Source organism: Streptomyces sp. 351MFTsu5.1 (assembly GCF_000383655.1).
GTDB lineage: Bacteria > Actinomycetota > Actinomycetes > Streptomycetales > Streptomycetaceae > Streptomyces > Streptomyces griseorubiginosus.
In genome coordinates this window covers 93,926-120,323 of sequence record NZ_KB911792.1, presented here as the reverse complement: position 1 = coordinate 120,323, position 26,398 = coordinate 93,926, and the positions used below count along the sequence as shown (strand labels likewise).

The 26,398-nt window shown below is 73.4% G+C and carries 27 protein-coding genes; 14 read left to right on the top strand and 13 right to left on the bottom strand.

What is annotated here, in order from left to right; genetic code table 11:
* Positions 1-46: 46 nt before the first annotated feature.
* A complete protein-coding gene (locus H295_RS0132735; protein ID WP_028809963.1) occupies positions 47-697 on the bottom strand; it encodes a response regulator in 651 nt (216 codons plus the stop codon).
* A complete protein-coding gene (locus tag H295_RS0132730; protein ID WP_020139573.1) occupies positions 694-1,887 on the bottom strand; it encodes a sensor histidine kinase in 1,194 nt (397 codons plus the stop codon). Before H295_RS0132730 ends, H295_RS0132735 begins: the two co-directional genes overlap by 4 nt.
* Positions 1,888-2,019: 132 nt before the next feature.
* Here H295_RS0132730 and H295_RS0132725 point away from each other — a divergent pair, with 132 nt between their 5' ends.
* From H295_RS0132725 to H295_RS0132715, 3 genes are all read left to right on the top strand, one after another.
* Positions 2,020-2,745: a class I SAM-dependent methyltransferase gene (locus H295_RS0132725; protein WP_020139572.1), complete on the top strand. Its 726-nt coding sequence runs from the start codon at positions 2,020-2,022 to the stop codon at positions 2,743-2,745.
* Positions 2,742-3,356, top strand: coding sequence for a DedA family protein (locus tag H295_RS0132720; RefSeq protein WP_020139571.1), 615 nt, complete (start codon positions 2,742-2,744; stop codon positions 3,354-3,356). Before H295_RS0132725 ends, H295_RS0132720 begins: the two co-directional genes overlap by 4 nt.
* Before the next feature lie 537 nt (positions 3,357-3,893).
* On the top strand, positions 3,894-4,412 hold the full coding sequence (locus H295_RS0132715; RefSeq protein WP_020139570.1) for a DUF2231 domain-containing protein: 519 nt from the start codon (positions 3,894-3,896) through the stop codon (positions 4,410-4,412).
* Between the two features lie 92 nt (positions 4,413-4,504).
* On the opposite strand, the gene H295_RS0132710 is transcribed toward H295_RS0132715, so the two are convergent.
* From H295_RS0132710 to H295_RS0132670, 9 genes are all read right to left on the bottom strand, one after another.
* A complete protein-coding gene (locus H295_RS0132710; protein WP_020139569.1) occupies positions 4,505-4,717 on the bottom strand; it encodes a ferredoxin in 213 nt (70 codons plus the stop codon).
* Positions 4,714-6,057, bottom strand: a complete 1,344-nt coding sequence (locus H295_RS0132705) for an NADH-ubiquinone oxidoreductase-F iron-sulfur binding region domain-containing protein (RefSeq protein WP_020139568.1) — start codon at positions 6,055-6,057, stop codon at positions 4,714-4,716. The genes H295_RS0132710 and H295_RS0132705 overlap by 4 nt, the downstream gene beginning before the upstream one ends.
* Complete coding sequence (locus tag H295_RS0132700) at positions 6,054-6,740, bottom strand: ferric reductase-like transmembrane domain-containing protein (protein WP_020139567.1); 687 nt, start codon at positions 6,738-6,740, stop codon at positions 6,054-6,056. Before H295_RS0132700 ends, H295_RS0132705 begins: the two co-directional genes overlap by 4 nt.
* On the bottom strand, positions 6,737-7,726 hold the full coding sequence (locus tag H295_RS0132695; protein ID WP_020139566.1) for an FAD:protein FMN transferase: 990 nt from the start codon (positions 7,724-7,726) through the stop codon (positions 6,737-6,739). The genes H295_RS0132700 and H295_RS0132695 overlap by 4 nt, the downstream gene beginning before the upstream one ends.
* Positions 7,723-8,127: a hypothetical protein gene (locus H295_RS0132690; RefSeq protein ID WP_028809962.1), complete on the bottom strand. Its 405-nt coding sequence runs from the start codon at positions 8,125-8,127 to the stop codon at positions 7,723-7,725. Before H295_RS0132690 ends, H295_RS0132695 begins: the two co-directional genes overlap by 4 nt.
* Positions 8,128-8,206: 79 nt before the next feature.
* Positions 8,207-9,607 carry a sensor histidine kinase gene (locus H295_RS0132685; RefSeq protein ID WP_020139565.1) on the bottom strand — a complete coding sequence of 467 codons (1,401 nt, stop codon included), beginning with the start codon at positions 9,605-9,607 and terminating at the stop codon, positions 8,207-8,209.
* Positions 9,604-10,269, bottom strand: coding sequence for a response regulator transcription factor (locus H295_RS0132680; RefSeq protein WP_020139564.1), 666 nt, complete (start codon positions 10,267-10,269; stop codon positions 9,604-9,606). The genes H295_RS0132685 and H295_RS0132680 overlap by 4 nt, the downstream gene beginning before the upstream one ends.
* Positions 10,270-10,361: 92 nt before the next feature.
* Positions 10,362-13,049: a pyruvate, phosphate dikinase gene (gene ppdK / locus H295_RS0132675; protein WP_020139563.1), complete on the bottom strand. Its 2,688-nt coding sequence runs from the start codon at positions 13,047-13,049 to the stop codon at positions 10,362-10,364.
* 56 nt (positions 13,050-13,105) lie between these two features.
* Positions 13,106-13,993 (bottom strand): universal stress protein, encoded by an 888-nt coding sequence (locus tag H295_RS0132670; RefSeq protein WP_020139562.1) that lies wholly within the window; start codon positions 13,991-13,993, stop codon positions 13,106-13,108.
* Between the two features lie 228 nt (positions 13,994-14,221).
* Here H295_RS0132670 and H295_RS0132665 point away from each other — a divergent pair, with 228 nt between their 5' ends.
* The 11 genes from H295_RS0132665 to hypE all read left to right on the top strand — a co-directional run bounded on the left by H295_RS0132665 (position 14,222) and on the right by hypE (position 24,691).
* Complete coding sequence (locus H295_RS0132665) at positions 14,222-14,728, top strand: hydrogenase maturation protease (protein ID WP_020139561.1); 507 nt, start codon at positions 14,222-14,224, stop codon at positions 14,726-14,728.
* Complete coding sequence (gene hypF / locus H295_RS0132660; protein WP_020139560.1) at positions 14,725-17,010, top strand: carbamoyltransferase HypF; 2,286 nt, start codon at positions 14,725-14,727, stop codon at positions 17,008-17,010. Before H295_RS0132665 ends, hypF begins: the two co-directional genes overlap by 4 nt.
* Before the next feature lie 6 nt (positions 17,011-17,016).
* Positions 17,017-17,310 (top strand): HypC/HybG/HupF family hydrogenase formation chaperone, encoded by a 294-nt coding sequence (locus H295_RS0132655; protein WP_020139559.1) that lies wholly within the window; start codon positions 17,017-17,019, stop codon positions 17,308-17,310.
* Between the two features lie 123 nt (positions 17,311-17,433).
* Positions 17,434-18,573, top strand: a complete 1,140-nt coding sequence (locus H295_RS0132650; protein ID WP_020139558.1) for a 4Fe-4S dicluster domain-containing protein — start codon at positions 17,434-17,436, stop codon at positions 18,571-18,573.
* Positions 18,574-18,576: 3 nt separating this feature from the next.
* Positions 18,577-19,041, top strand: coding sequence for a Crp/Fnr family transcriptional regulator (locus tag H295_RS0132645; protein WP_020139557.1), 465 nt, complete (start codon positions 18,577-18,579; stop codon positions 19,039-19,041).
* Entirely contained in the window at positions 19,038-19,844 is an 807-nt protein-coding gene (locus tag H295_RS0132640; RefSeq protein ID WP_020139556.1) for an FAD/NAD(P)-binding protein, read from the top strand. The genes H295_RS0132645 and H295_RS0132640 overlap by 4 nt, the downstream gene beginning before the upstream one ends.
* 1 nt (position 19,845) lies before the next feature.
* A complete protein-coding gene (locus H295_RS0132635; RefSeq protein ID WP_020139555.1) occupies positions 19,846-20,604 on the top strand; it encodes an oxidoreductase in 759 nt (252 codons plus the stop codon).
* A complete protein-coding gene (locus tag H295_RS0132630) occupies positions 20,601-21,950 on the top strand; it encodes a Ni/Fe hydrogenase subunit alpha (protein ID WP_020139554.1) in 1,350 nt (449 codons plus the stop codon). The genes H295_RS0132635 and H295_RS0132630 overlap by 4 nt, the downstream gene beginning before the upstream one ends.
* On the top strand, positions 21,943-22,566 hold the full coding sequence (locus H295_RS0132625; protein WP_020139553.1) for a CBS domain-containing protein: 624 nt from the start codon (positions 21,943-21,945) through the stop codon (positions 22,564-22,566). Before H295_RS0132630 ends, H295_RS0132625 begins: the two co-directional genes overlap by 8 nt.
* On the top strand, positions 22,563-23,660 hold the full coding sequence (gene hypD, locus H295_RS0132620) for a hydrogenase formation protein HypD (protein ID WP_020139552.1): 1,098 nt from the start codon (positions 22,563-22,565) through the stop codon (positions 23,658-23,660). Before H295_RS0132625 ends, hypD begins: the two co-directional genes overlap by 4 nt.
* Positions 23,657-24,691: a hydrogenase expression/formation protein HypE gene (gene hypE / locus H295_RS0132615; RefSeq protein ID WP_020139551.1), complete on the top strand. Its 1,035-nt coding sequence runs from the start codon at positions 23,657-23,659 to the stop codon at positions 24,689-24,691. The genes hypD and hypE overlap by 4 nt, the downstream gene beginning before the upstream one ends.
* Positions 24,692-24,709: 18 nt before the next feature.
* Here the strand turns inward: hypE and H295_RS0132610 are convergent, their stop codons facing one another.
* Entirely contained in the window at positions 24,710-25,699 is a 990-nt protein-coding gene (locus H295_RS0132610) for an Acg family FMN-binding oxidoreductase (RefSeq protein WP_020139550.1), read from the bottom strand.
* 182 nt (positions 25,700-25,881) lie between these two features.
* Complete coding sequence (locus H295_RS0132605; protein ID WP_020139549.1) at positions 25,882-26,388, bottom strand: flavodoxin domain-containing protein; 507 nt, start codon at positions 26,386-26,388, stop codon at positions 25,882-25,884.
* Positions 26,389-26,398: the final 10 nt, after the last annotated feature.

The following is a 26,398-nucleotide window of genomic DNA, read 5'->3' as shown; positions in this document are numbered from 1 at the left end:
CTGTCAGCCCTTCCCCCGGGGGCTGGCATCGCCCCCATTGGCCGGCTCACGAGGTGAGGTCCGCGTCGCGGGCCGCGAGGGCTGCCTGCACGCGGTTGCTGACGTCCAGTGTGGTCAGGATGCGGCTGACGTGGGCCTTGACGGTGCTCTCGCGCATGGTGAGGCGGGCGGCGATCTCGGCGTTGGTCTCGCCGTGGGCAAGGAGGGCGAGTACGTCGCGTTCCCGGGGCGTGAGCCGGTCGATGCGGGCCTGGGCCCGGGCGGCCTGGGGCCGGGTGGTGGCGTGGTAGCGGTCGATGAGACGGCGGGCCGCTGTGGGGTGGAGCATCGCGGAGCCCGCCGCGACCAGGTGGACGGCGCGCAGGATCTCGGCCGGGTCGGTGTCCTTGAGGAGGAAGCCGTCGGCTCCGGCACCGAGGGCGTCGTAGACGTACTGGTCGAGGTCGAAGGTGGTCAGGGTGATGACCTTCGGCGGGTGCGGCAGTGCCCTCAGCCGGGCGGTGGCGGTGATGCCGTCCATGCGGGGCATGCGTACGTCGACCAGGGCGACGTCGATGCGGTGGGCGGAGGCCCGCTCGATGGCCTGGAGGCCGTCGGCGGCCTCGGCGACGAGGTCGATGCCCGGGTCGCTGTCGAGGAGGTCGGCCAGGCCGAGGCGGACCAGGGCGTCGTCGTCGACGATCATTGCGCGGATCATGCGGGAGTCTCGTTCTCTTCCGTGCCGTTCCTGTCCGTGCCGTTCTTGTCCGTTCCGGCCGGGTGGGGGATGCGGGCGGCCAGGCGCCAGGAGCCCGCGCCGGCCGGTCCCGCGTCCAGTCGGCCGTGGAGGGCATGGACGCGTTCGCGCAGGCCGACGAGCCCGTAGCCGGAACTGACGGCGGCCGCCTGTCCGGGAGCACCGACGGGGTTGGTGACCTCCACCCGGGTGGCCGGCGGCCGGTAGTCGATCGTCATGGTCACCAGGGTGCCGTCGGCGTGCTTGCGGGCGTTGGTCAGGGCTTCCTGCGCGATGCGGTACACGGCGAGGCGGTGGGTGGTGGTCGCGTCCTCGGGTCGGCCGTGGATCGTCAGGGCGATGGACTGGGAGGCGGCGCGGGCGTCGGCCACCAGTTGCAGGACGTCGCCGGGAACCGGTGCGGGCACCACGCCGGTACCGTTCGGGGTCGCGCCCGAAGTACGCAGCACGCCGAGCACGTCCCGCAGGTCGGTGAGCGCTTCCGTGGAGGCGCCCCGCAGCAGGGCCAGTCGTTCGGCGACCGGCTCTGGCAGGGTGTCGCTGCGGGTGGCCAGCACGCCCGTGTGCAGGGCGATCAGGCTGAGCCGGTGGGCGAGGACGTCGTGCATCTCCGCCGCGATCCGGGACCGCTCCGCCATCCGCGCGGTCTCCTCGCGCAGCTGGGCCTCCACGCGCAGGTGCTCGACATCGGCGGCCAGCGCCCGCACCAGACGCCGACGGCCGCCGATCCACATGCCGACGACATACGCGAAGGCCCACAGGAACAGCGCGGTGACGTAGTCCTGTTGGTGCCACAGACGGGTGGATGGATAGCCGAGGAGGTTGGCGCCGAGCGCGGCGGCGACACACAGGACCGCCGCCTTCGTCCGGCGGGCCGCGGCCAGGTCGTACAGGACAACGGTCAGCAGCAGCGTGCCGAGCCACCCCCACCACGCGGTGACCGCGGTGACCACGACGGGCGCGACGGGCCACCGCAGCCGCGGCACGAGCAGCACCACCGCGCACGCCACGGCCGAGGCACCGATGGGAACCACATACCGGCCGTCGCTGACCAACTGCGCGCCGTTCACCGCCGCGACGCCTGCGAAGAACGTCACGACCGCGCCGCGCCCGACTGCGGCCGTCCTCGCCTGGATCCTGCTGCTGTTCACCGTCAGAATCCTAGGCGGGCACGCGCCTGCCGCCCCTCGACGACCGGCGACGCCCACCCCCTACTTTCGTCGGGGGAAGCCGTCGAAGAACGGCGGATCCGCTGCCGGGCGGCGATTCCTAGCGTCATATGCATGGATGACTGGACCACCTCCCACGAACGCGTCCTGGCGCAGCGCGAAGCCGACGGCTGGATGTTTCTGATCGAAGCAGCCCGTGATCTGCGCACCACCGGCGCGATCGCACCCAGCGGCAAAGCCCTCGCCCGCGCCCTGACCGAACCCGTCCGGGCCCAGGCGTCCCGTCCGCTGGCCGTCCTGGAAGCGGGTGCCGGCACCGGCCCCATCACCAGGGCCCTGATACCCCATCTGACCGGTGGCAGCCGCCTGGACGTCGTGGAGGCCAACTCGCGCTTCGCCGCCCAGTTGCGTCGCCTGGTGGACGGGCACCCGGACCTGGTCCGTGCCTCCGGCCGGGTCAAGGTGCACGAGATGTTCGTCGAGCAGCTCGACACCGACCAGCGCTACGACGTCATCGTCTCCGGACTGCCCCTGACCAACTTCGCCCCCGCCCAGGTCGAGCGGATCATGGCCCGTTACATGGACCTGCTGCACCCCGGCGGCACGCTCACCTACTTCGCCTACGTCGGAACCCGCAGGGCACGCGCCCTGACCGCCACCCGGGCCGAAGCCCGCCGTCATACCGCGGTGGACGAGGTCATGGCCGCCTACCAGCGCGCCTACGCCACCGGCCGCTGGACGGTCTGGGCCAACCTGCCGCCCGCCCACGTCTGGCACCTGCGCCGGCCCCTCACGGCCGAGGAATCCTCCGACCGGCCTCTCGCGGAGGCGCGGCGGTGACCGCGGTCTCCGACATCCTCGGCCACCTCCCGCCGGTCGCGGTCTACGTGGTCGTGACCACTGCGGTGCTGGCCGAGTCGGTCCTGCTGGTGGGCGCGTTCGTCCCCACCCTGACCCTGCTCCTGACCGCGGGCGCACTCGCCCGGATCGGGCACCTCAGCCTGCCTTTGATCATCGCCGTGGCGGCCGGTGCCGTCGTGGCCGGTGACTTCCTCGCCCACCGCACCGGCCGGTTCCTCGCCGACGGGCTGCGCACCGGCCGGGCCGGCCGCCGCATCCCGCCTGTCCTCTGGACACGGGCAGAGACGCTGATGGCCCGTCACGGCGGCCGCACCGTCTTCCTGGCCCGCTTCGTCCCCGTGGTCCGCACTCTTGCCCCCCACTGCGCGGGCGCCGCCCATCTGCCCTACCACCGCATCGCGCCGTACAGCGTGACCGCGGCCTGCGTCTGGGCGACCGCTGAGGCATCGGCCGGATACGCAGCCGCTTCCTCCCTCCAGCACGTGCTCACCCTGGCGGGTCCTGCCGCGGCCGTGATCGTCCTGACCGCGACCGCAGCCGTGCTCGCCGTGCGGCGAAGCAGACCGCACCAGGAGGAAGGATCGGCCTGACCCGCCAAGTCCGGCGTGCTGAGCCGGCGTTCCGCCGTCGGCGTCCTGCGCTCGTGCCCGGGACTCGCACGGGCTGGACGGGGAAGACGGCGGACCGTACTCAGCGTCCAGTACGCCTGGTGATCAGCCGAATGAGCCTGCCCCGCGCTTCGGTTGCTGCCGCAGGACTGACGGGCTGCCCCTCCTGGATGTGCCCGCCCGTCGTCGCGGATGCTTTCCCGTGCGCTTCGAGCGGATGGAGCCGGGAGACCCGGGGAGTTGTGGCTCATATGGACCCAACTCCCGCGCGGCGTGGCTTCACCTCGCCGAGTTGCACCTGGTGAACATCGAGGTCGGTCGCTCACCGCCGGTTCCTCCTCTGGTCCCGCACCCGCCTGGTCATTGTCGGCCTTGCCGCCTCCGTGCTGCTCCAGGCAACTCGTCCGCCTCGCCCCGTAGGACGCGGTCCGAGGAGCTCAGAGGAGGTTGAGAACTTCCTGTGCGAGGCTGGCGCGCCTTCGACACTTCGTGTCCGACCAACCTGCTGGAGGAACACCTATGAGCCTGATCAACGGCCTGCCTGCGCATGTCCTGATCGTGCATTTCGTCGTCGTGCTCGTTCCGCTCACCGCGCTGGCACTCGCGGTCTGCGCGATCTGGCCGAGCGCGGCGCAGCGCATGGGCATCGTGCTGCCGCTGCTGGCCCTGGTCACCCTCGTGAGCGTCCCGCTGGCCACGCAGGCCGGGGAGTGGCTGGAGGCACACGTCGACAGCAATGCACTGGTGCGTCGGCACGCCGACCTCGGCGACGGCCTGCTGCCCTGGGCCGGAGGCCTGTTCCTGCTGGCGGTCCTCGTCTGGTGGGCGACCCGCCCCAACACCACGTCCGGGTCCGAGACGTCGCGCGGCATACGCCGGTCCGCCGCGCCGGTGCGCATCGCGATTGCCGTTCTGTCCCTCGCGGTAGCCGCTGGAGCCTCCGTGGACGTGTACCGCATCGGTGATTCTGGGGCGAAGGCCGCGTGGCACGACGGCTACTCCAAGACGGCTTCGGGCGGCGAGGGAGACGATCACTGACCCGCATCCGCTCGCCCCGGCATTCGGGGCGAGCGGATGCGGATGCCGGTGCGCGCACGCCCCCGGCCTGTGTCACGGGACACAAGGGTGTGTCACCCGGGAGCGTCGTCGGCGTGGAGAGCCAGGCGGGGGCACGCGGCGACGGCCCGGCGGGCGTGGGCGCGCAGATGGTCGGGGACAGCTTGGTCCTTGATGACGGGGTAGCCCCATTCGTCGAGGCCGATCAGCTCGGGGAGCAGTTCGCCGCACAGTCCCTGGCCCGTGCAGGCGATGCGGTCGACGCGCAGGGTCTTGGTGGAGGTCATCGCCACGTCTCCGGGGGTTCGGCGGGCGGCACCGGGATCCGGGCCGGCCGGTGGGCGGCGGCGCAGGCACCGTGGGTGAGGTGCTGATCGACGTCGTCGGCGAAGACACGCAGCGCGGAGGCAGCCAGGCGGGCCGCGCCGTCGGGATGACGGCAGGCACCACGGTCCGGCAGCAGAGCGGTCCGGCGGTGCAGCCGGGACAGCAGGTCCCGGTCGGCGCGTCCGGCGGCCAGTGAGGTGAAGTCCTCGGCCACTGCGGGTAGTCCGAAGTGGCAGGGACCGCACTGGAGGGCGCTGTGGGCCGCCAGGTAGGCGAGCATCCGGGCCGTCTCGCTGAGCCCGCACGCAGAGTGCGGGAGTGCCACGAGGACGCCCGCGCCGGGTGATGCGCCCAAGGGGTCCAGGTCGCGCCGGGTGAGAGGCGTGCGCACGTCCGCCGCCGGGAGCCAGGTGCCGGCGAAGCCACCGATGAGGACCGCCCGCAGAGCTTCGGTGGGTCCGCCGGCACAGCCGATGATCGTGGTGAGCGGCGTTCCGATGCCGACCTCTTGCACGCCCGGGCCGGCGACGGCGCCGGAGACGGTGACGAGTGTGGTGCCGGGCTCCTCCGGGGTTCCTGCCCGACGGAACCAGTCGGGGCCGCGGCGTGCGATGAGCGCGAGGTGGGCGAGGGTCTCGGCGTTGTGCACGAGGGTGGGGCGGCGGGCGACACCGCGTTCATGGGTGCGTGGCGGGTTGCCCTGCGGGCGGGCCGGGCCTTTGTTGAGCCAGTTCACCAGCGAGGTCGACTCGCTGGAGACGTACGCGTGCGGAAGGGCGTGAAGGCGCCACCGCACCGGGTCCAGGCGGGCACGCAGGCGGTCGTTCAGGGCAGCGCCTAGCTGCGCGTGCTGGACGGCGCGGGTGCGGGGCAGGCACACGTGGACGGTGTCGGCGCCGACCACGTTCGCGGCCAGGACGGCACCGTCGAGGACGAGATGAGGTGCGACGGCCAGCAGGAACTGGTCCTTGCGGCTGGCCGGTTCGCTCTCCATGGCATTGACGACCACCACGGTCCGGCCACCCCGTTCCGCCACGGTGCGCAGCTTGCGGGCGGTGGGGAATCCGGCGCCGCCGCGCCCGGTGAGCCCGGCCCGCTCGACGGCCTCCACCAGTGGCATCGACGTACGGCCGCCGGGAGTCGGCGCGAGGGGTGCCGGTCCGTAGCGCACGAGGTGATCGGCGAGGGTGGCCGGCACCCCGGTGGCGTACCAACCGGCGAGCAGCCGGGCTGCGGTGGTGTCGTCCCGCTGAGGCTCGCGGTACCAGGAAGCCTCGGGCGCCGCGGCGGAGGAGTTCATCGTCCGCCTCCGAGCAGGACCGTGGTCACAGCGGCACGCTGGGCCCAGCCCGGTTGCAGTGGCCCCGCGGCGAGGAACCCGGCCAGCGCGACCGGTACGGCGAGTGCGGTCGCGGCGGCCAGCAGGCGTCCGACCAGTCGCCCCGGTCCGGCCTGCGCGAGCCGCCACCACACCGCACCGACCACCGACACCAGGCAGGCCGCGTAGAGCCACAGCTGGAGGGGTAGCCGGGTGTCGGTGCCGGTTCCGGCGCTGTGGAAGAGGGCGAACGGCCAGGCCGCGTAGGCCAGCCAGTGCACCGCCTTCCAGCGCCGCACCCCGATCCGGCGCCGCAGCGCGCTGGTGACCAGCACCGCGAGCAGCAGATCGAGCGCGACCGTGCCCAGCCCGAGCCAGAGCGGCCGGTAAGAGGCTCCGAACGGGATGACGGACACCGTCCAGCTCAGGTGCACGAACGGATCGAGCACCGCGGTCACCACGTGGACGAGGAGGAACACCACGGTGAGCAGGGACAGGTTGCGGTGCAGCAGCCCGACCTCGAAACGGCCGATCCGCCGGGGCTCGGAACGTCCGCCGGAGGCGATGCCGAGCACCACCGTGGCGGTGAGCAGGATGAAGGCGAGGGTTCCGCCCACGCGGCTGGCGTACCACAGAGGGCTGCCGGTCAGGGCGAGTGTCGTCATCGCGAGCCTCCTGGGGCCGTGCCGCGGGACTCAGCGGGGGCGGGAGCGTGGGAGTCGGGCGGCCAGCCGCCCAGGCGCAGGACCGTGCCGTCGAGGCCGGTCAGCCGGGCCGGCAGGGCGGTGGCCCGCAGCCAGTCCGCGGCACGGTCGCCGAGCACGATCGCCGCGGTACTGGCCGCATTGGCGTCCACGCAGGTGGCGGCCGCGACGGTGACCGTGCGCCACACGGACGTGGCGGGCTCTCCGGTGGCCGGGTCGACAATGTGGTGCAGGACCCGTCCGTCGCGCCGCCAGGTACGCACACGGATGCCGGAGGTCGCCAGCGCCCCGCCGGTCACCGCCACGGCGGGACCGCCCTCGGGGGCGGGGTGGGCGTGGTCGTCGGCGAGGGCGATCCGCCAGCCGCCCGCGGGTGCCGGTCCGGCTGTCGCCAGGTCGCCGCCGAGGCTGACCAGCACCCCGCAGCCGGTCACCGCGGCGGCCTGTCGGACGGCGCGGTCGGCGGCCAGCGCCTTGCCTGTGGCACCCAGGTCGAGGCGGGTGCCCGGGGGCAGGCACAGCCGGCGGGTACGCGGGTCGAAGGCGATCCGACGCCAGCCGGACGCCGGTCGGGACACGGGCACGGGGCGGGCGTCCTCGGGTGCGAGGGAGGCGAAAGTGCGGTCGTAGCCGACCGCGATCACCGCGCTGCCCACCGTCGGGTCCACGGCACCGCCGGTGAGGCGGGCGGCGCGCAGAGCGGCCTGCAGGGCCTCGGCGAAGTAGGCGCTGACCGTCGTCGTGACACCCGCGCCGGCATTGACCCGCGTGAGCTCGGAGTCGGGCCGGAAGCGGCTGCAGCTGCGGTCGACGGCGGCCAGCTCGGCGCGCAGCACCGCTTCCGCTGCGGGCAGCGCGACCGAGTCCGTGACCAGTACGGCAGCCGTCGTACCGAGGGCCGGGAAGACGACCTGGCAACGGGGCCGGTCCGGGGTGCGCGTGGTCATGACGCCCCCGTCGTGGTCTGCGGCTGCTGCCGGGTCGCGGCGGGCGGCTGCGCCGGAGGCTGTGGAGCCGGTTGTGCCGCGGGGGCGGCAGCCTCCTCTTCGTCGTTCTCGTCGTCCTCGTCACCGTTCGGCTCCTCCCGCCCCTTGTCGTCCTTGCCCGTGGTGACGGGATTCGACGTGGCGGGCTGGTGCACCGGTGCGTTCGCCGGGGCGGGGGCCGGGGCGGGGGAACCGCCCGGAATCAGGTGCGTGTAGACGCCGCCGAGAGCGGCCGCACCGGCCGCGGCCGTGGCCGCGATCCACAAGGTGGTGCGGCGGCTGCGGCGCAGGCCGCGGTCGCGTGCGTGCGCGGAGAAGGCGGGGCCGGGTGTCGGCCGGAACTCGTCGGGCGAGGGGGACATGGCAGCGCTCCTGGAGGGTCGGCGGCCCGGATCGGCTGCGTACATCTCCAGGCTGTGCTCACGGCACCCTGGAACGTCCTCACGTCTTCTTCAGAACGGGTAAAGATCTCTCCGCCCTGCCCCGTCCGGGCCCGCTCTCCGGCCACAGCGGCAGATCCAGCACGACGGTCAGGCCACCACCGGGCGTGTCCTCCAGCCGTGCGGTGCCGCCGTTGACGGTGACCAGCCGGTGCACGATCGCCAGCCCCAGGCCCGCACCCCGGGCCTCCGGGTTGCCGAACCGGCGGAAGGCGACCGCCTTCGCCTCGTCCGACATCCCGGGACCGTCGTCCCGTACGTGCACCCGTACCGCGTTCCTCGTCCATTCATGGTCGAGGGTGATGCTTCCGCCATCGGGCACGGCATCCACGGCGTTGGCGATCAGGTTGTCGAGGATCTGCTCCAGATGCCCCGCGCCCAGCGCGACGGCCGGCGCCCGCCCCGCCGAAACGGCTCTCAGCCGGACACCCCGCTCCTCGCAGACGGGCGACCAGGCTGTCACCCGCTCGGCCACCACCTCGCCCACGCGCACCGCGGTGCGACGTGGCGTCGTCTGCTCGGCGCGCGCGACCGCCAGCAGCCCGTCGACCAGCCGGGACAACCGTGCGATCTCCTCCTGCGCGGCGCCCAGTTCCGCGGCCGTGGCGCCCTCGGCACCGGCGGCCAGGACGTCGAGCCGCAGCCGCAGCGCGGTCAACGGGGTGCGCAGCTGATGGGACACATCGGCGATCACGGCCCGGTGACCGTGGACGAGGGCTTCCATACGTGCGGCCATGGTGTTGAAGGTGGCCGCCAGCCGGCGCACTTCCGGCGGACCGGGCCCGACGTCGGCCCGCTCGTTGAGGGCACCCTCGCCCAGTCGCCGGGCGCTGGCGTCCAGCGTCGACAGCGGATGGCCGACCCAGCGGGCCAGGCGCACGGACAGCAGCGCGGACGCGGCCACCCCCGCAGCACCGATGGCGGCGGACCAGCCCCAGATCGCCGCGACCCGGGCGTCCAGCGGGCCGGCCGAGCGGGCCAGGACGACGGCTCCGGCGGGTCGGTGCACCTCGCCGGCCGGTTCCGCGGCCAGCAGCCGTCCCTCGTTCTCCGGTGGCTCGGGCTCGTGCCCGGCCAGCACGTCCTTCACGAGTTCCGCCGCCTCCTCGCCCTGAGCGGCCGCACAGGACGTACTGGCCACGAGGCGCCCGGAGCGGTCGTACACCGCGGCGCAGTCTCCTGCCCGTGCCGCGGCGGCCAGCTCCTGGCGCATGGCGGTCGGCGGCTTGTCGTCCGAGAGGTGTTCCTCGGCCGCCGCCGCGATCACCCGGGTGGCCGCCCGCTGCCCGTCGCGGTAGGCGACCCGCTCACGCGCCGTCAGCGACACCGCCAGCGGCACGACCGCCAGCAACAGCAGCACGGACGTCAGGACCAGGAGCGTCCAGGTGATCCGGCGCTTCACGACCGCTCCCGCGGCTCCTGGACCGCCCCGAGCCGGAAACCCTGCCCGTAGACCGTCTCGATCAGCCCGGGCACGCCGAGCTTGCGGCGCAGCGCCGCCACGTGGACGTCCAGCACCTTGGTGGGCCCGTACCAGTGGGCGTCCCACGCCCGTTCCAGGATCTGCTGCCGGGTCACCGCTCGGCCGGGGTCCGCGGCCAGGCACTCCAGGATGCCGAACTCCTTGGGTGTGAGGGCGACTTCACGGCCGTCGAGGAGGACCTGCCGGGTGCGCAGGTCCAGCGCCAGCGGGCCGTGCCGCAGGATCTCCGGTCCGGCCGGGCGGCGACGGCGCAGTACTGCCCGTATCCGCGCCAGCAGCTCGGCGAGCCCGAAAGGCTTGACGAGGTAGTCGTCGGCGCCCTCGTCCAAGGCGACCACCCGGTCGGCCTCCTCGCCGCGCGCGGTCACCGCGATGATCGCGGCGTCCGACCGGGCACGCAGCCTCCGGCACACCTCGACACCGTCGATGTCCGGCAGACCCAGGTCCAGCAGGACGACGTCGGGGGTGGGCGCCGCCAGGGCCGCCCGCCCGGTCCGGACGCCTTCGGCTCCGTATCCCGCCTGCCGCAGGCCGCGCACCAGGGACTCGGCGATGCCCCGGTCGTCCTCCACGACCAGCACACGAGTCTCCTCGGCACCACCTCTGGTCCGAGCGTTCACGGCCTCTGCCCGCCTTCCCGGGTGAGGGCGACCCAGCGTCCGCCGTCGAGGGATCACCTCGTATCGCTGGTGCCCGTGGTGTCGAGGAGTGCCGCCCGGCCGGCCTCCAGACGCGCCGCCGGGAGACGGAAGGGCGAGCAGGAGACGTAGTTCAGGCCTGCTCGGTGGAAGAAGTGGATGGAGCGCGGGTCGCCGCCGTGCTCGCCGCACACGCCCGTCTCCAGTCCCGGGTCGACCTCGTGGGCCGCCGTGACGGCGAGCTCCACCAGCCTGCCGACGCCCTCCTGGTCGATCGACTCGAAGGGCGAGACCGCGAAGACGCCCTTGTCCAGATACAGCGGGAAGAAGGACGCCTCGGCGTCGTCGCGGGACAGCCCCCAGGTCGTCTGTGTCAGGTCGTTCGTGCCGAAGGAGAAGAAGTCGGCGGCCTCGGCGATCCGGGCCGCGGTCAGCGCGGCGCGCGGCAGCTCGATCATCGTGCCGATCGGGCAGTCCAGCGGCATGCCGGTCTCGGCGGCGACCTCGGCGAGGACGCGTTCGGTCTCCGCGCGGGCCAGGCGGAGTTCCTCCACCGTGCCGACCAGCGGGATCATGATCTCGGCGCACGGTCGGCCGCCGTCGCGCAGGCGCCGTACGACCGCCTCGGCGATCGCCCGCACCTGCATGGCCATCAGACCGGGCACGGCCAGGCCCAGACGGACTCCGCGCAGACCCAGCATGGGGTTCTGCTCGTGCATCCGCTCGACTGCCTCCAGGAGTTCACGGTCGTGGAGGTCCGGGTGGACGGCCTGGGCGAGGCGGACGGCGAGTTCGGTGCGGTCGGGCAGGAACTCGTGAAGCGGCGGGTCGATGAGGCGGATGGTCACGGGCAGGCCGTCCATCGCCTCCAGGATGGCGGTGAAGTCGGCGCGCTGGAGCGGCAGAAGGGCCTCCAGGGCCTCCTCGCGCGCGGTGTCGTCGCGGGCCAGGATCATCGCCTCGACCAGGGCCCTGCGCTCGCCGAGGAACATGTGCTCGGTGCGGCACAGCCCTATGCCCTGGGCACCCAACGCCCTTGCCCGTACGGCGTCTTCGGGCGTGTCGGCGTTGGCGCGCACCTGAAGGCGACGCACCGTGTCGGCATGTGCCAGTGCGCCGAGGACGGCCTCGGTGAGTGCCCCCTCGCCCGTGCCGGACTCCAGTGCGCGACCGACGTCGGACGCGGTCAGCGGCAGGGCGCCGAGGTGGACGGTGCCCTCGGTGCCGTCGACGGAGATGGTGTCGCCCTCGCGGACCGCCGTGCCGGAGGGCGTGGTGAAGCGGCGCGCGACGGGGTCGACGGCGAGTTCCTCGGCGCCGCACACGCACACCTTGCCCATTCCCCGGGCCACGACCGCCGCGTGGCTGGTCTTGCCGCCCCGGCTGGTCAGCACCGCCTGGGCGGCGATCATGCCGGGCAGGTCGTCGGGGGTGGTCTCCCGGCGGACCAGGACCACCTGCTGGCCGGCGGCGGCCCGCCGTACGGCCTCGGCGGAGTCGAAGACGACGGCGCCGACTGCGGCGCCCGGCGAGGCGGGGATCCCGTGCGCGAGCGGGGCGTCGGTGGCCCTGGCGTCGAAGCGGGGGAACATCAGGCGGGAGAGTTCGGCGCCGCTCACCCGGGCGAGGGCTTCGTCCGCCGTGACGGTGCCCTCCTCGCGCAGATCGTGGGCGATGCGGAAGGCGGCCTCGGCGGTGCGCTTGCCGACGCGGGTCTGCAGGATCCACAGCCGTCCGCGCTCCACGGTGAACTCGACGTCGCACAGGTCGCGGTAGTGGCCCTCCAACGTCCGCAGGTGGTCGCCCAGTTCGACGTAGGAGCGGGGGTCGAGCTGCTTCATCTCGCTGATCGGCAGCGCGTCGCGGACGCCCGCGACGACGTCCTCGCCCTGGGCGTCCGGCAGGTAGTCGCCGTAGAGTCCGCGTGCGCCGGTGGCGGGATCGCGGGTGAAGGCGACTCCGGTACCGGAGTCCGGACCGAGGTTGCCGAAGACCATGGCCTGCACGTTGACGGCCGTGCCGAGGTCCTCGGGGATGTGCTCGCGGTGGCGGTAGACGCGGGCGCGTTCGCCGTTCCAGGAGTCGAAGACGGCACGGACCGCGCGGGCGAGCTGCTCGGCCGGGTCCTGGGGGAAGTCCTCACCTGTCTCCCTGCGGATCAGCTCCTTGAACTCCCCTACCAGCGCGACGAGTTCGGTGGTGGCGAGTTCGTGGTCGGTGGCCACTCCCAGCGCGGTCCGGTGTGCGGCGATGGCTTCCTCGAAGAGGTCGCCGTCCACGCCCATCACGGTGTGGCCGAACATCTGCACGAGGCGCCGGTAGGAGTCCCAGGCGGAGCGTTCGTCACCGGTGACCTTGGCGAACCCGGCGACGGACTCGTCGTTCAGGCCGATGTCGAGGATCGTGTCCATCATGCCGGGCATCGAGAAGCGGGCGCCCGAGCGGACGGACACCAGCAGCGGGTCGTCGGCGGCGCCGAGGGTGCGGCCCATGGTGTGTTCCAGTCCGGCCAGGGCCCGGGCGGCCTCGACCCCCAGTTCGGGCGGCTCCTCGCCGGTGGCCAGATAGACCTTGCATGCCTCGGTCGTGACCGTGAACCCGGGCGGCACGGGGAGCCCCAGCCGGGTCATCTCGGCCAGTCCGGCGCCCTTGCCGCCCAGGAGTCCGGCCATCTCCCGGCTGCCCTCGGCGAACGTGTACACGTACTTCGTCGGCGTGCTCATCACGGCTCCAGACCTCTCGCTCGCGGGATCTCGCTCATGGCTCTCGTTCATGGATCTCACTCATGGGGAACGACGGCCACGGGGCAGCCGGCGTGGTGGATGACGGCGTGTGCGACGGGCCCGGTACGGGCGAGCGCCGGACCGTGGGCGATCCGGCGGCCCACGACGAGCAGGCCCGCTCCGGAGGCCGCGTGGATCAATGGCGCGGCGGGCCGGTCCTCGGTGAGGGTCTCGACGACTTCGACGGCGGGGTACTTGTCGCGCCAGGTCTGCAGGACGGCGGCCATGAAGTCCCGCCATTCGTCAGCGCGCCACGGCTCCTCGATCAGACCGATCTCCCCGGGACCGAATCCGAACGGCACAGGCGGCTGCCAGGCGTGCACCGCCCGCAGCCGGCTCCCACGATCCCGTGCGGCCTCGAAGGCGAACTCGATCACCTCGTCGCACGGGTCCGCCAGGTCGAGCCCCAGGACCACGTCCCGCCGAGCACTCCCCCGGGGCCCGGCGGTCTCGTACCCGTCCGCGCGCGTTCCGGCCGCCGGTACGAGGACGACGGGCCGAGCGGCCCGCGCGACGACGCCGAGGGCGACCGACCCCACCAGGAATCCCGTGAAACCGCTCAGCCCCCGTGAGCCCAGCACCAGCACGTCAGCCTGTGCGGCCGCCCGCAACAGGGCCGCCGTGGCGGGCCCCTCCACCTGCTCCTCCTCGAAGCGCGCCTGCGGACAGGCACGGCCGATGCGCTCCCGCGCCTGCCGCAGAGCCCGACGCGCCGCCAGACGCTGGGCCGCCGTGGCGGGTTCACCGTCCTGGCGGGGATGCCAGCTCCAGACGTGCACGAGCCGCAGCGGCCTCCTGCGCCGTACGGCCTCGCGAGCGGCCCACGCGGCCGCCGCGAGGCTCTCGGCCGAACCGTCGACTCCGACGATGACGGACGGGGGCATGGCGCGCACCTCCTGCGCTTCGACTCACCCTGCGATTCGACTGTTCCTCGCTGCCAGCGTCGCTCCGACGCCCCTCCCCCGGTATGGGCCGCCAGGGCTCGGGCCGGGTCCGTTCGGCCCCCTTGCCGAACCCGCCCGCCGCGACGGGTGCGGGGCGGGGAGACCCGGCCCGGAACAGGGGTCGTTCGGCCCCTGTGGGGCCGGCCGGCGGCGGGGCACCGTGTCGGTATGAGGGCGTGTACGCGGATCGCCGTCGTCGGCGTGGGCAACGAGTTCCGGCGCGACGACGGGGTGGGCTGGGCCGTCGTGGCCCGGCTGAGGGAGCGGGCCACGCGGCGGTCGTGGCCGCCGGACGTCGTGCTGGCCACCTGCGACGGAGACCCCGCGCGACTGATCGGCCTGTGGGAGGGCGTGGATCTGGCCGTCGTCGTGGACGCGGCCCACGCCCATCCGGGCACGCCGGGCCGGGTCCACCGCCTCGCGCTGCGCAACGCCCGCCTGTCCGGGCCGACGACCACCAGTTCGCACGGCCTGGGGCTCGGTGAGGCCGTGGAGCTCGCGCGTGTGCTCGGCCTCCTGCCGCGCGAACTCGTCGTCTACGCCGTGGAAGGCGCCGACGGCGACTTCGGTACCGGTCTGTCCCCCGCCGTGGCCGCCGCCGTGAACCCGCTCGCCGACGCCGTCGAGGCCGACATCGCCCGCCTGCGGCTACCGGTGTCCCGGAGCCGGCCGTGAGAGCCCGGCGCTTCGAGGTGTACGGCACCGTCCAGGGCGTCGGCTTCCGTCCCTTCGTGTACCGCACCGCGGCCGAGCTCGGGCTGACCGGCTGGGTGGCCAACGTCAACGGTCATGTGGAGGGCGAGGTCGCCGGACCCGCCGGCCGCATCGAGGCGTTCGCCGACCGGCTGCGGTCCGACGCGCCGGCCCTGGCCCGGGTGCGCCGGGTCCGGCTGACCGAGGGCACCCGGCCGTCGTACGGCGACGGGTTCCGGGTGCGCCACAGCGTGCCCGCCTCCTCGGACCCGGCCGCGCGCGAGATCCCGCCCGACGTCGCGATCTGCGACGCCTGCCTGCGCGAGCTGCGTGACCCGGGCGACCGCCGGCACCGCTATCCGTTCGTCAACTGCACGGACTGCGGGCCCCGCGCCACGATCATCGAGGACCTGCCCTACGACCGGATCCGCACCACGATGCGATCGTTTCCGCTGTGCCGCGACTGCGCCGCCGAGTACGCCGATCCCCGGGACCGGCGCTTCCACGCCGAACCGGTGGCGTGCCCGGTGTGCGGTCCCCGGCTGGCGTGGCAGGACCTGCGCGGCGAGGAGGCGCTGCGGGCGGCGGTCGAGACGATCGCCCGCGGCGGGATCGTCGCCCTGAAGGGCCTGGGCGGTTACCAGCTCGTGTGCGACGCCGGCGATCCGCGCGCGGTGGCCGAGCTGAGGCGCCGCAAGCACCGTCCGGCGAAGCCGTTGGCCGTGATGGTCGACGGGCTGCGCACCGCGTCGCGCCTGGCCATGGTCGGGGCGACGGAGGAGCGCGCCCTGACGGGTCCGGAACGTCCCGTCGTCCTGCTGGCCTGCCGCCGCTCGCGCGGGACTCCCCCGCTCGCCCCGCAGGTGCACCCCGGACTGTCGCGCGTCGGCCTGTTCCTGCCGACCACGGGCCTGCACCACCTCCTCCTCGACGACTTGGCCCGACCCCTCGTGGTCACCAGCGGCAACCTGAGCGACGAGCCCATCGCCGTGGACGACGCCGAGGGCCGCCGTGCCCTGTCGGGTGTGGCGGACGGGTTCCTCACCCACGACCGCCCGATCCGGGCCCGCTACGACGACTCCGTGGTGCAGTTCGCCGGCCGGACCCGCATCACCGTCCGCCGCGCCCGCGGCCTGGCACCCGCACCGCTGCCCCTGCGCGTGCGCGAACCGGTCGCCGGAGCCGGGGCCCAGCTCAAGCACACCTTCACGCTCGCCGCGGACGGCCGTGCCGTGCTCGGCCCGCACACCGGTGACCTGTCCGGTGTGGCGTCCCACGAGGCGTTCCAGGCGTCGTACCGGCACTTGAGGCACCTCACCGGCATCGAGCCGCGTGTCCTGGCGCACGATCTCCACCCCGGCTACCTGTCCACGCAGTGGGCCCGGGCGCAGCCGCTGCACCGCATCGCCGTGCAGCACCACCACGCGCACGTGGCCGCTTGCGCGGCCGAGCACGGGGTGCGCGGGCCGTTCCTCGGCGTCGCCTACGACGGACTCGGGCTCGGGGACGACGGCACCCTGTGGGGCGGCGAGATCCTCGTCGCCGATCTGACCGGCTACCGCCGCGTGGGCAGGTTCGCGACCGCGCCCCTGCCCGGCGGCGACGCGGCGGTACGCCATCCCTCCCGCACCGCCCTCGGCCAGCTGCTCGGCGGCGAGCCGCTGGGCTCGCCCCGGCCGTACCCGTGGCTGACCCGGGCCTTCACCGACCGGCTCGACCCGCGCGAGGTCACGGCTGTGACCGCCATGGTCGCCAGGAACGTCAACTGCCCCCGTGCTTCCAGCGCCGGACGGCTCTTCGACACGGTCGCCTCCCTGCTCGGCCTCGCCGACCGCGTCGGCTACGAGGGCGAGGCGGCCGTCCTGCTGGAGGCGGCGGCCGGTGACGCGCGCGCCGTGCCGCTCGACCACCGGCTGGTGCGGGTGAACGGGCTGTGGGTGTACGACCCGGCCCCCACCCTCACCGACCTGCTGGCACGACAGCACGACGGGGAGCCGGTCGCCCCGCTGGCCGCGGCCTTCCATCTGACCCTGGCGATCGTCACCGCCGACCTCGTCGCCCACGCGGTCGCCGAGGGCGCGCCGCACACCGTGTGCCTGGGCGGCGGCTGCTTCGTCAACCGGCGGCTGCTGACCGAGGTACGGCGCCAGCTGCGCGCGCAGGGGCTGCGAGTGCTGGTCGGCGGACAGGTGCCCGTCGGGGACGGCGGGATCAGCTACGGCCAGGCGGCGGTCGCGGCCGCGCGGCTGGCCGGGAGGGAGTGAGGGCGGATGTGTCTGGGGATCCCGGGGCTGGTGCTGGAGGTCCACGACGACGCGGGGCTGCGGATGGGAACCGTGGACTTCGGGGGGATACGCCGTGAGGCGTGCCTGAGCTGCACGCCGGAGGCGGACGTCGGCTCGTACGTGATCGTCCACGTCGGGTTCGCCATCACGCTGGTCGACGAGGCGGAGGCCCGGCGGACGCTCGATGTGCTGCGGGCGATGGCGGGGGCGGTGGAGGGGGAACTGGGCGAGCCGTTGCCGTCCGCCGGGAAACAGGCCGTGAGCGGTCCGGACGACTGAACAGCGCACGAATTCCGTGGCCCCGGGACCTGACGGTCCCATAAGGGGACGGTTGGCCCATGCCCGCGACGCCGGTCCGGTCCCAGGCTGGAAATGGAACCGTCCGAGGCGAGGAGGACCACCATGACCACCGCCGTCGACACCGCCGTACTGGACCGGGACGGACTCGGTTCTCTGGTCGACGCTCTCGTCGGCGACGGGCGGACCGTCGTCGGGCCGACCGTCAGGGACGGGGCCGTCGTCCTCGCCGAGCTGGCCTCCGCGGACGAGCTGCCCTACGGGTGGGGCGTCGAGCTGGACGCCGGGCGGTACCGGCTGGTCCCCCGCGACGACGGGGCCGTCTTCGCGCACAGCGCGGGGCCGCAGTCCTGGAAGTCCTATCTGCATCCGGCACGGGAACGGTTGTGGAGCGCGGACCGCACGCCGGAGGGTGACGTGTCCTTCGAGCGGCACACGCCGGACGCGCCGGCCTACGCGTTCCTCGGGGTGAGGCCCTGCGACCTGCGGGCCATCGCGATCCAGGACCGTGTCCTGACCGGCGGACGGTACGCGGACGAGGGGTACGGCGCCCGCAGGCGGCGCGCCCTGCTCATCGCCGCCGAGTGCACCGAGCCCGGCGCGACCTGCTTCTGCGTCTCCACGGGCGGCGGCCCGGCGGTCGACCCCGGCTACGACCTCGCACTCACCGAAGTCATCGATGACGACGGGCACCGGTTCTTCGTACGGGTCGGCAGCGAGGAGGGCGCACGGCTGCTGGACCAGGTGCCCCACCACGACGCCGACATGGTCACCGAGGCCCTCGCGCGCGCTTCGGTCGACTCCGCCCGGGACCGCATGGGCCGGGCGCTGCCGCCGGTCGACCTGCGCACGCTGCTGGGCGGGAGCCTGGAGGCCGACCGCTGGGACGATGTCGCGGAGCGCTGTCTGACCTGCGGCAACTGCACCCTGGTCTGCCCCACCTGCTTCTGCACCACCACCGAGGAGGTCACCGATCTCACCGGCGACCACACCGAGCGCTGGCAGCGCTGGGACTCCTGCTTCGACCTGGACTTCTCCTTCCTGCACGAAGGGCCGGTGCGTCCCTCGGCGCGGTCCCGCTACCGGCAGTGGCTCACCCACAAACTCTCCACCTGGCACGACCAGTTCGACAGCTCCGGCTGCGTCGGCTGCGGGCGGTGCATCGCCTGGTGCCCGGTCGGCATCGACATCACGGAGGAAGTCGCCGCCCTGCACGCCGAGTCCGAGTCCGAGACGGAGGCTTGAGCGATGGCCCCCTCGATCGCCCTGCGCCTGACCCACGCGCTGTCCCCCGCGCACCGGGAGCGGCTCCTGCGGGTGGCCCACGAAGTGGACCTTCCGCCGGGCACCCGGCTCTTCGACGAGGGCGGGCACGCCGACCGGTTCTGGATCGTCCGCGAGGGCACGGTCGCCCTCGACCTGCACGTGCCCGGTCATCGCACACCCGTCATCGAGACGGTGGGTACCGGGGATCTCGTGGGCTGGTCCTGGCTGTTCGCGCCGTACGTCTGGCAGCTGGGCGCCCGCACCGTGACGCGGGTGGCGGCCTACGAGTTCGACGCCGTGGCCGTACGCCTGCTGTGCGCGGACGACGCCGAGTTCGGCCGGGACGTCGCCGTGTGGCTCGGCCGGGTGCTGTCCCAGCGGCTGAGCGCGGCCCGGACCCGGCTGGTCGACCTGTACGGGGCACCGGCGGGCGGTGACGGGCGATGACCGCCGTACCCGTCCCGTATCTCGTGGTCGACCGCAAGCGGGAGACCTCGGAGTCGGTCACGCTGTGGGTCGAACCGCTGACCGAGGCGCTGGACGACTTCGTGCCGGGGCAGTTCGCGATGGTGCACTGCTTCGGGCGCGGGGAGATACCGCTGTCCGTGAGCTCCGTGCAGGCCACGGGCGGGCTCGCCCACACGGTCCGCAGCGTCGGCGCGGTCTCCGCGGGCCTGTGCGAGGCCCGCACCGGGGACGTCCTCGGGCTGCGTGGACCGTACGGCACCGGCTGGGACCTCGCACAGGCCCGCGGCCGGGACCTGCTGGTCGTCGCGGGCGGCATCGGGCTCGCCCCGCTGCGGCCACTGGTCCTGAGCGCGCTGGCCGAGCCGGAGGCCTACGGGCGGATCAGTGTGCTGATCGGCGCCCGGACCCCGGCCGACCTGATCGCCCGCGAGGAGCCGAAGCTCTGGCGCACGGCGTACACCGGGACGACCGTCGACCGGCCCGACGCCGGCTGGCGCGGCGATGTCGGCGTGGTCACGCAGCTCGTGGACCGGGCGCCCTTCGAACCGGCGGACACCACCGCGTTCGTCTGCGGCCCCGAGCCCATGATCCGCGCCACCGCACGCGAACTCGCCCGGCTGGGCCTGCCCCCGCACCGGATACAGGTCTCCCTGGAACGGAACATGCGCTGCGCCACCGGGCACTGCGGACACTGCCAGCTCGGCCCGCTGCTGGTGTGCCGGGACGGTCCGGTCGTCGGCTGGAACCAGGCAGAAGACCTGCTGTCCGTAAGGGAGTTGTGAGATGAGCACCCCCACCCTCGCCGTGTTCAAACTGGCCTCCTGCGACGGCTGCCAGCTCACCCTGCTGGACTGCGAGGACGAACTCCTGACGCTGGCGGGTGGGGTGCGCATCGCCCACTTCCTGGAGGCGTCCAGCGCGGTGGAGCCCGGACCGTACGACCTGACGCTCGTCGAGGGCTCGGTCACCACGCCCGACGACGCCGAACGGATCCGCGCGATCCGTGCCGCCTCCCGCCGCCTGGTGACGATCGGCGCCTGCGCGACGGCGGGCGGCATCCAGGCCCTCAGGAACTACGCGGACGTGGACGAGTTCCGGCGCGTGGTCTACGCCCACCCCGAGTACATCTCCACGCTCGCCACCTCCACGCCGGTCTCCGCCCATGTGGACGTCGACTTCGAGCTGCGCGGCTGCCCCGTCGACCGGCGTCAGCTCCTCGAAGTGATCACGGCGTTCCTCGCCGGGCGCAAGCCGGACGTGCCGAACCACAGTGTCTGCTTCGAGTGCAAGCAGCGCGGCACGGTGTGCGTCACCGTCGCGCACGGCACGCCCTGCCTCGGCCCGGTCACCCATGCCGGCTGCGGGGCGCTGTGTCCGGCGTACCGGCGCGGCTGCTTCGGCTGCTTCGGGCCGTCCGGATCCGTCAACCTGCCCGCACTCATCCCCCTGCTGCGCCGCGACGGCCTCGACGAGGAAGACGTGGAACGCTTCCTGCACACCTTCAACGCCGCCGCTTTCGACGAGGAGTTGAGGACGCCGTGACGCACCGCGGATCCCGTGTGCTGCATGTCGGCTCGCTGTCCCGAGTCGAGGGCGAAGGTGCGCTGCGCCTGCGCGTCGAGGGCCGCACGGTCACCGAGGCGCACCTGGAGATCTACGAACCGCCGCGCTTCTTCGAGGCGTTCCTGCGCGGCCGTTCCTACACGGAGCCTCCGGACATCACCGCGCGGGTGTGCGGGATCTGCCCGGTGGCCTACCAGATGAGCGCCTGCGCGGCGATCGAGGACGCCTGCGGAGTGAGCGTCGACCCGGTGATCCGTGATCTGCGGCGGCTGCTGTACTGCGGGGAGTGGATCGAGAGCCAGGCCCTGCACCTCTATCTGCTGCACGCCCCGGACTTCCTGGGACGGGCGAGCGCCATCGAACTGGCGCGGACCCACCGGACCGAGGTCGAGCGGGGGCTGCGGCTGAAGAAGGCCGGCAACTCGCTGATGGAGGTGCTCGGGGGGCGGGCCGTCCATCCCGTGAACGTGCGCCTCGGCGGCTTCCACCGGGCCCCGGCCCGCAGCGAACTCCGCTCCCTTTCGGAGGAGTTGAAGCGGGCCCTCGACGACGCCTGGGCCACCGTGCGCTGGGTGTCCGGGTTCGAGTTCCCGGACGCGCACACCGACGCCGCCCTGCTCGCGCTCGCCCGCCCCGACACGTACGCGATAGAGAGCGGCACCCCGACCGTGCTGCGCGCCGACGGCACCTGGGGCTCCTTCCCGGTACGGGACTTCACCGAGCGGGTCCGCGAGAGCCATGTCCCGCACTCCACCGCGCTGCACTCCCGGCTCGACGGACAGCTGCACCTGACCGGTTCCCTCGCCCGCTTCGCCGTCGGTGGCAGACGACTGTCGTCGGTGGCGATCCAGGCCGCGATCGAGGCCGGTCTGGGCGACCCACGCGAAGGCGTCGTGTGCCGCAACCCCTACCGGTCCATCCTGGTGCGGGCGGTCGAGATCGTCTACGCCGTCGGTGAGGCGCTGCGCATCATCCAGGCGTACGAGCCCCCCGGGCATTCCTTCGTCGAGGTGCCGCCCCTCGCAGGCGTCGGGCACGGCGCCACCGAGGCGCCCCGCGGGCTCCTCTACCACCGCTACGAACTGGCCGCGGACGGGACGGTGACCGACGCGCTGCTGATCCCGCCCACCGCCCAGAACCAGGGCGCGATCGAACACGACCTGCTCCGGCTCGCGCAGCGTGCCCTGGCCGAACACGAGCCAGGAGACGAGGAGTTGACGGCGCTGTGCGAGCGGGCGATCCGCAACCACGACCCGTGCATCTCCTGCTCCACCCACTTCCTCGACCTGACGGTCGTCCGCACCCCGGGAGGCCCTCATGCCTGAATCCCCCTACACCGTGAGCGACGTGATGACCCACACCGTCATCGCCGTCGGACGCGACGCGCCCTTCAAGGAGGTCGTCGGACTCATCGACCAGTGGAAGGTCAGCGCCCTGCCCGTCGTGGTGGGTGAGGGCCGGGTGATCGGAGTGGTCTCCGAGGCCGACCTGCTGCCCAAGGAGGAGTTCCGCGACACCGACGAGGGCGATCCGGCGGAGCGGGCCAAGGCGGACGGCGTCACCGCGGGCGAGCTGATGAGCACGCCTGCCGTGACCGTGCACGCGGACGCCTCGCTCGCCGAGGCCGCCCGGATCATGGCCCGGCGGCACGTCAAGCGGCTGCCCGTGGTGGACGCCGTGGGCATCCTCCAGGGCGTGGTGAGCCGCAGTGACCTGCTGAAGGTCTTCCTGCGTGAGGACGAGGAGATCGCCGAGGAGATACGGCACGCCGTGCTGTCCCGGCTCCCGGTCACCACCGGCGCCCTGCACGTGGCGGTGGCCGAGGGCGTGGTCACCCTGGGCGGCTCCCTTCCCGAGCGGACCCTGGTCCCGGTGGTGGCCCGAGCGGTCCGGGCGGTCGAGGGGGTCGTGGACGTGCGACTGGACCTGACGCATCGATGAAGTACCTCGACGAGTACCGGGACCCCGTGCTCGCCCGGCGTCTGCTGGGCGAGCTGCGGGAGGTCGCCACGCGCCCCTGGCGGATCATGGAGGTGTGCGGCGGGCAGACCCACACGCTCGTCCGTCAGGGCATCGACGAACTGCTGCCCGCCGGCATGCGTATGATCCACGGCCCCGGCTGTCCCGTCTGCGTCACGCCGCTGGAGACCCTGGACCGGGCCATGGCCGTAGCCGCACGCCCCGGCGTGATCTTCACCAGCTTCGGCGACATGCTGCGCGTCCCCGGCACCGACACCGACCTGCTGTCCCTGCGGGCGCGGGGCGCGGACGTACGGGTGGTGTACGCCCCGATGGACGCCGTACGCCTGGCCGCCGAGCATCCCGACCGCGACGTGGTCTTCCTCGCGGTCGGATTCGAGACGACGGCCCCCGCCAACGCCATGGCCGTGCTGCACGCGGCCCGCCTGGGCCTCGCCAACTTCTCGGTGCTCGTCAGCCATGTCCTGGTGCCGCCCGCCATGACCGCACTCCTCGACGACCCGGACTGCGAGGTCCAGGCCTTCCTGGCGGCCGGACATGTGTGCGCGGTGATGGGGTGGCGCGAGTACGAACCGATCGCCGACCGCTACCGCGTGCCGATCGTGGTCACCGGCTTCGAGCCGCTGGACCTTCTGGAGGGCATCCTGATGTCCGTGCGACAGCTGGAGGCGGGCCGGCACGAGGTGGAGAACCAGTACGTACGGGCCGTGCGGAGGTCCGGCAACACCGCCGCCCAGGACGCGGTCCGCGAGGTCTTCCGGGTCACCGACCGGTCCTGGCGGGGGATCGGCGCCCTGCCTGCGAGCGGCCTCGAACTCACCGACGCCTACGCCCGGTTCGACGCCTCCCGCCGCTTCGACGTGTCCGGGCTGTGCCCGGTCGAGGACTCCGAGTGCGTCGCGGGCGCCATCCTCACCGGGGCGAAGCTGCCCACCGACTGCACCGCGTACGGCACCCGCTGCACGCCCCGTCATCCGCTCGGCGCGCCGATGGTGTCGTCCGAGGGCACCTGTGCCGCGTTCTTCGCGGCCGGACGTACCAGGAGTGCGACATGAGCGTCGAATGCCCCACCCCGAACCATGAGGACGAGGTCGTACTGCTGGGGCACGGGGCCGGCGGCCGGCTCACGGCGGAGCTGCTCGACGAGATCGTCCTGCCGTCCCTGGACGGTGAGCGGGGTCCCATGGAGGACGCGGCTCTGCTGCCCGGGTACCGGGAACTGGTGATCAGTACGGACAGCTTCGTCGTGAGCCCGCTGTTCTTCCCCGGCGGCGACATCGGCTCCCTGGCTGTCCACGGCACGGTCAACGACCTGGCCATGCGGGGCGCCCGGCCCGTCGCCCTGTCGGTCTCGCTCATCATCGAGGAGGGCCTTCCGCTGGCCGAACTCCGTTCCGTGATGCACTCGTTGGGCAAGGCCGCGCAGAGCGTCGGGGTGCCGGTCGTCACCGGGGACACCAAGGTCGTGGGGCGGGGCGCGGCGGACCGGCTGTTCGTCAACACCACCGGCGTCGGGCGGCGGCACGGCTCACTGCACCCGTCCGCCGCGCTGGCCCGGCCCGGGGACGCGGTGCTGCTGTCCGGCCCGATCGGGCTGCACGGCACGACCGTGCTCAGCACCCGCGAAGGTCTCGGCTTCGAGGGCGACATCGCCTCCGACAGCCGGCCGCTGCACCGGCTGGTGGGCGCGCTGACGCCGCTCGGTGCGGCGGTGCACGTGCTGCGGGACCCGACGCGTGGCGGCCTCGCCGCCGCCCTGAACGAGATAGCCCGCGACTCGTCCGTGGCCGTGGAGATCGAGGAGAGCGCCGTGCCCGTGCCCGGACCGGTCGCCGCCGCCTGCGACCTGCTCGGTCTGGACCCGCTGGTCGTCGCCAACGAGGGCTGTCTGGTCGCCTTCATGGAGGCGGCTGCCGCCGAGGAGGCACTGGTCGCACTGCGGTCACTGCCCGAGGGCTCCGGGTCCGTACGCATCGGCGAGGTACTGCCCGAGGGCCCGCCCGGGCGGGTGACCCTGCGCACCCTCGTGGGTGCCCGGCGGATCGTGGACATGCCGTTGGGCGAGCAACTCCCCCGTATCTGCTGACGTGTCCGATGGACCCGGTCAGCGGACGAGCGGAGCCGGGCGCTGTGTGAGCACCCGGTCGAGCGGGCGCCGTGGCGTCGGGCAGACATGCGGAGGGCGCCCCAGGCGCAACACCATCTGCGGGCAGCGGCCCGCCGTGACCGTCCGACGCACCTCTTCGCGCAGCTCGGGCCGTTCGAGGGGCTGGGTGTGGAAGGCTGCCATGACGCCGTGCCCGGCCGCATGCAGCAGAAGGCGCTGGAGCGCCTGCCCCGCGAGCAGCCAGTCGGCCCGTTGGTCGTAGGGCGTGCACAGGACGGCGACGATTCCCGTTCCGACGGCGCGTCGGCGCTCCGAAACGGTGTACCGGCGGGACAGCCCGAGGTAGTCACGGCCCGCCAGGAGGGTGAGGTCGGGGTGAGCGCGGCACGCCCCGACCGGTACGCCGGTCGGCCCCACCCGGTGCGCCAGCTCGACGGCGCGCCACAGGTCCCTCCGGTCCGCCCGTTCCGCGGTGTCCACCAGTCGGGCGAGCAGCTCCACCTTTTCCCGGACGTCGAGCACCTGGAGGACCGCGCCCTCCGCCCGCGCCCGGTCGCGCAGTTCCGCGAGGAGCGCCTCGGTCACCGGCTCGGGCCCGAACGGCCCCCGATGGGTGTGCCGCAGGGACAGGGCGCGTGCCGGCGATTCCTCGTCGTCGGCGGGCGTGGCATGGGCCCCGAAGGAGACCCGGGCCAGGAAGTGCTGGTCCGCGGCCTCGGGCAGCACGTCCACGACGGGGCGGAACCCCAGATGCCGTACGGCCGTCCGGACGTTGAAGAGAGCAGCCCCGCAGGCGATGACCATCTCCCTCCCGCCCGGATCGGTCAGGGGCATCCGGCGTCCGGCGTCCGCGTGCACCTCGAACGCCCGGTCATGGCCCTCCTCGACGAAGAACCAGGGCTGGCTGTTGTGCGGCGAGGGAGCGAGGGATGCGGCGCGAGCGAGGTGGAGCGCCGCGCGACCGGGTTTCCCGCCTGTGACGGTCATGGTGGGTACCGCCCTTCGTGGAAGCCAGGGCACCTGGCCTCGGTGCCGTGGCTCGAGGCCGGACGGGCTATTAGCCCTCGGAACACCTGCTGTTGGGGCCGTGGGCAGGGCTCACGACGCGGAGACACCCCGGCGCGGGCCCGTGCGCCGGGGGTCGTCCGTGCGTCGGCGTCATCGCGCGGTCAGTCCTTCCGCGTTCCGGCCAGTTCCTGGGCGACCTGTGCCGCCCACTGCTCGATCGCGGTGCAGTCGCGGAAGTCGCCGCCTTTTCCGTTGCGCAGGATCATGCCCGCTACGCGGCCCTTGGCGCCCTCCTCCAGGCAGCCTCCGAAGGTGACGTGCCCGCGGACGTCGAACCGGGTCATGGCCCGCCGTACCGCCGGAACGGGTGGAATGTCGCGCTCGGAGGCCGAGGCGTCGAGCGGGCCGCTGCTGAACAGCCACAGCGGGCGTTCGGCCAGGGCGCGGCGGTGCCGGCGCAGGAAGCGGCGGGCGTCCTTGTGCCAGCGGCCGGCGTACAGGGCGCCGCCGACCACGACGGCCTCGCAGTCGCCGAGGTCCTCGACGGATCCGGCGGGGCGCGCCCGGGCCGTGAGCCCTTCCTTGTTCAGCACTTCGGCCACGGCCTCGGCGATCTGTGCGGTGGATCCGTTCTTGGTGCCGTAGGCGACCAGCACTTCGGTGGTCATGGCGGTGCGC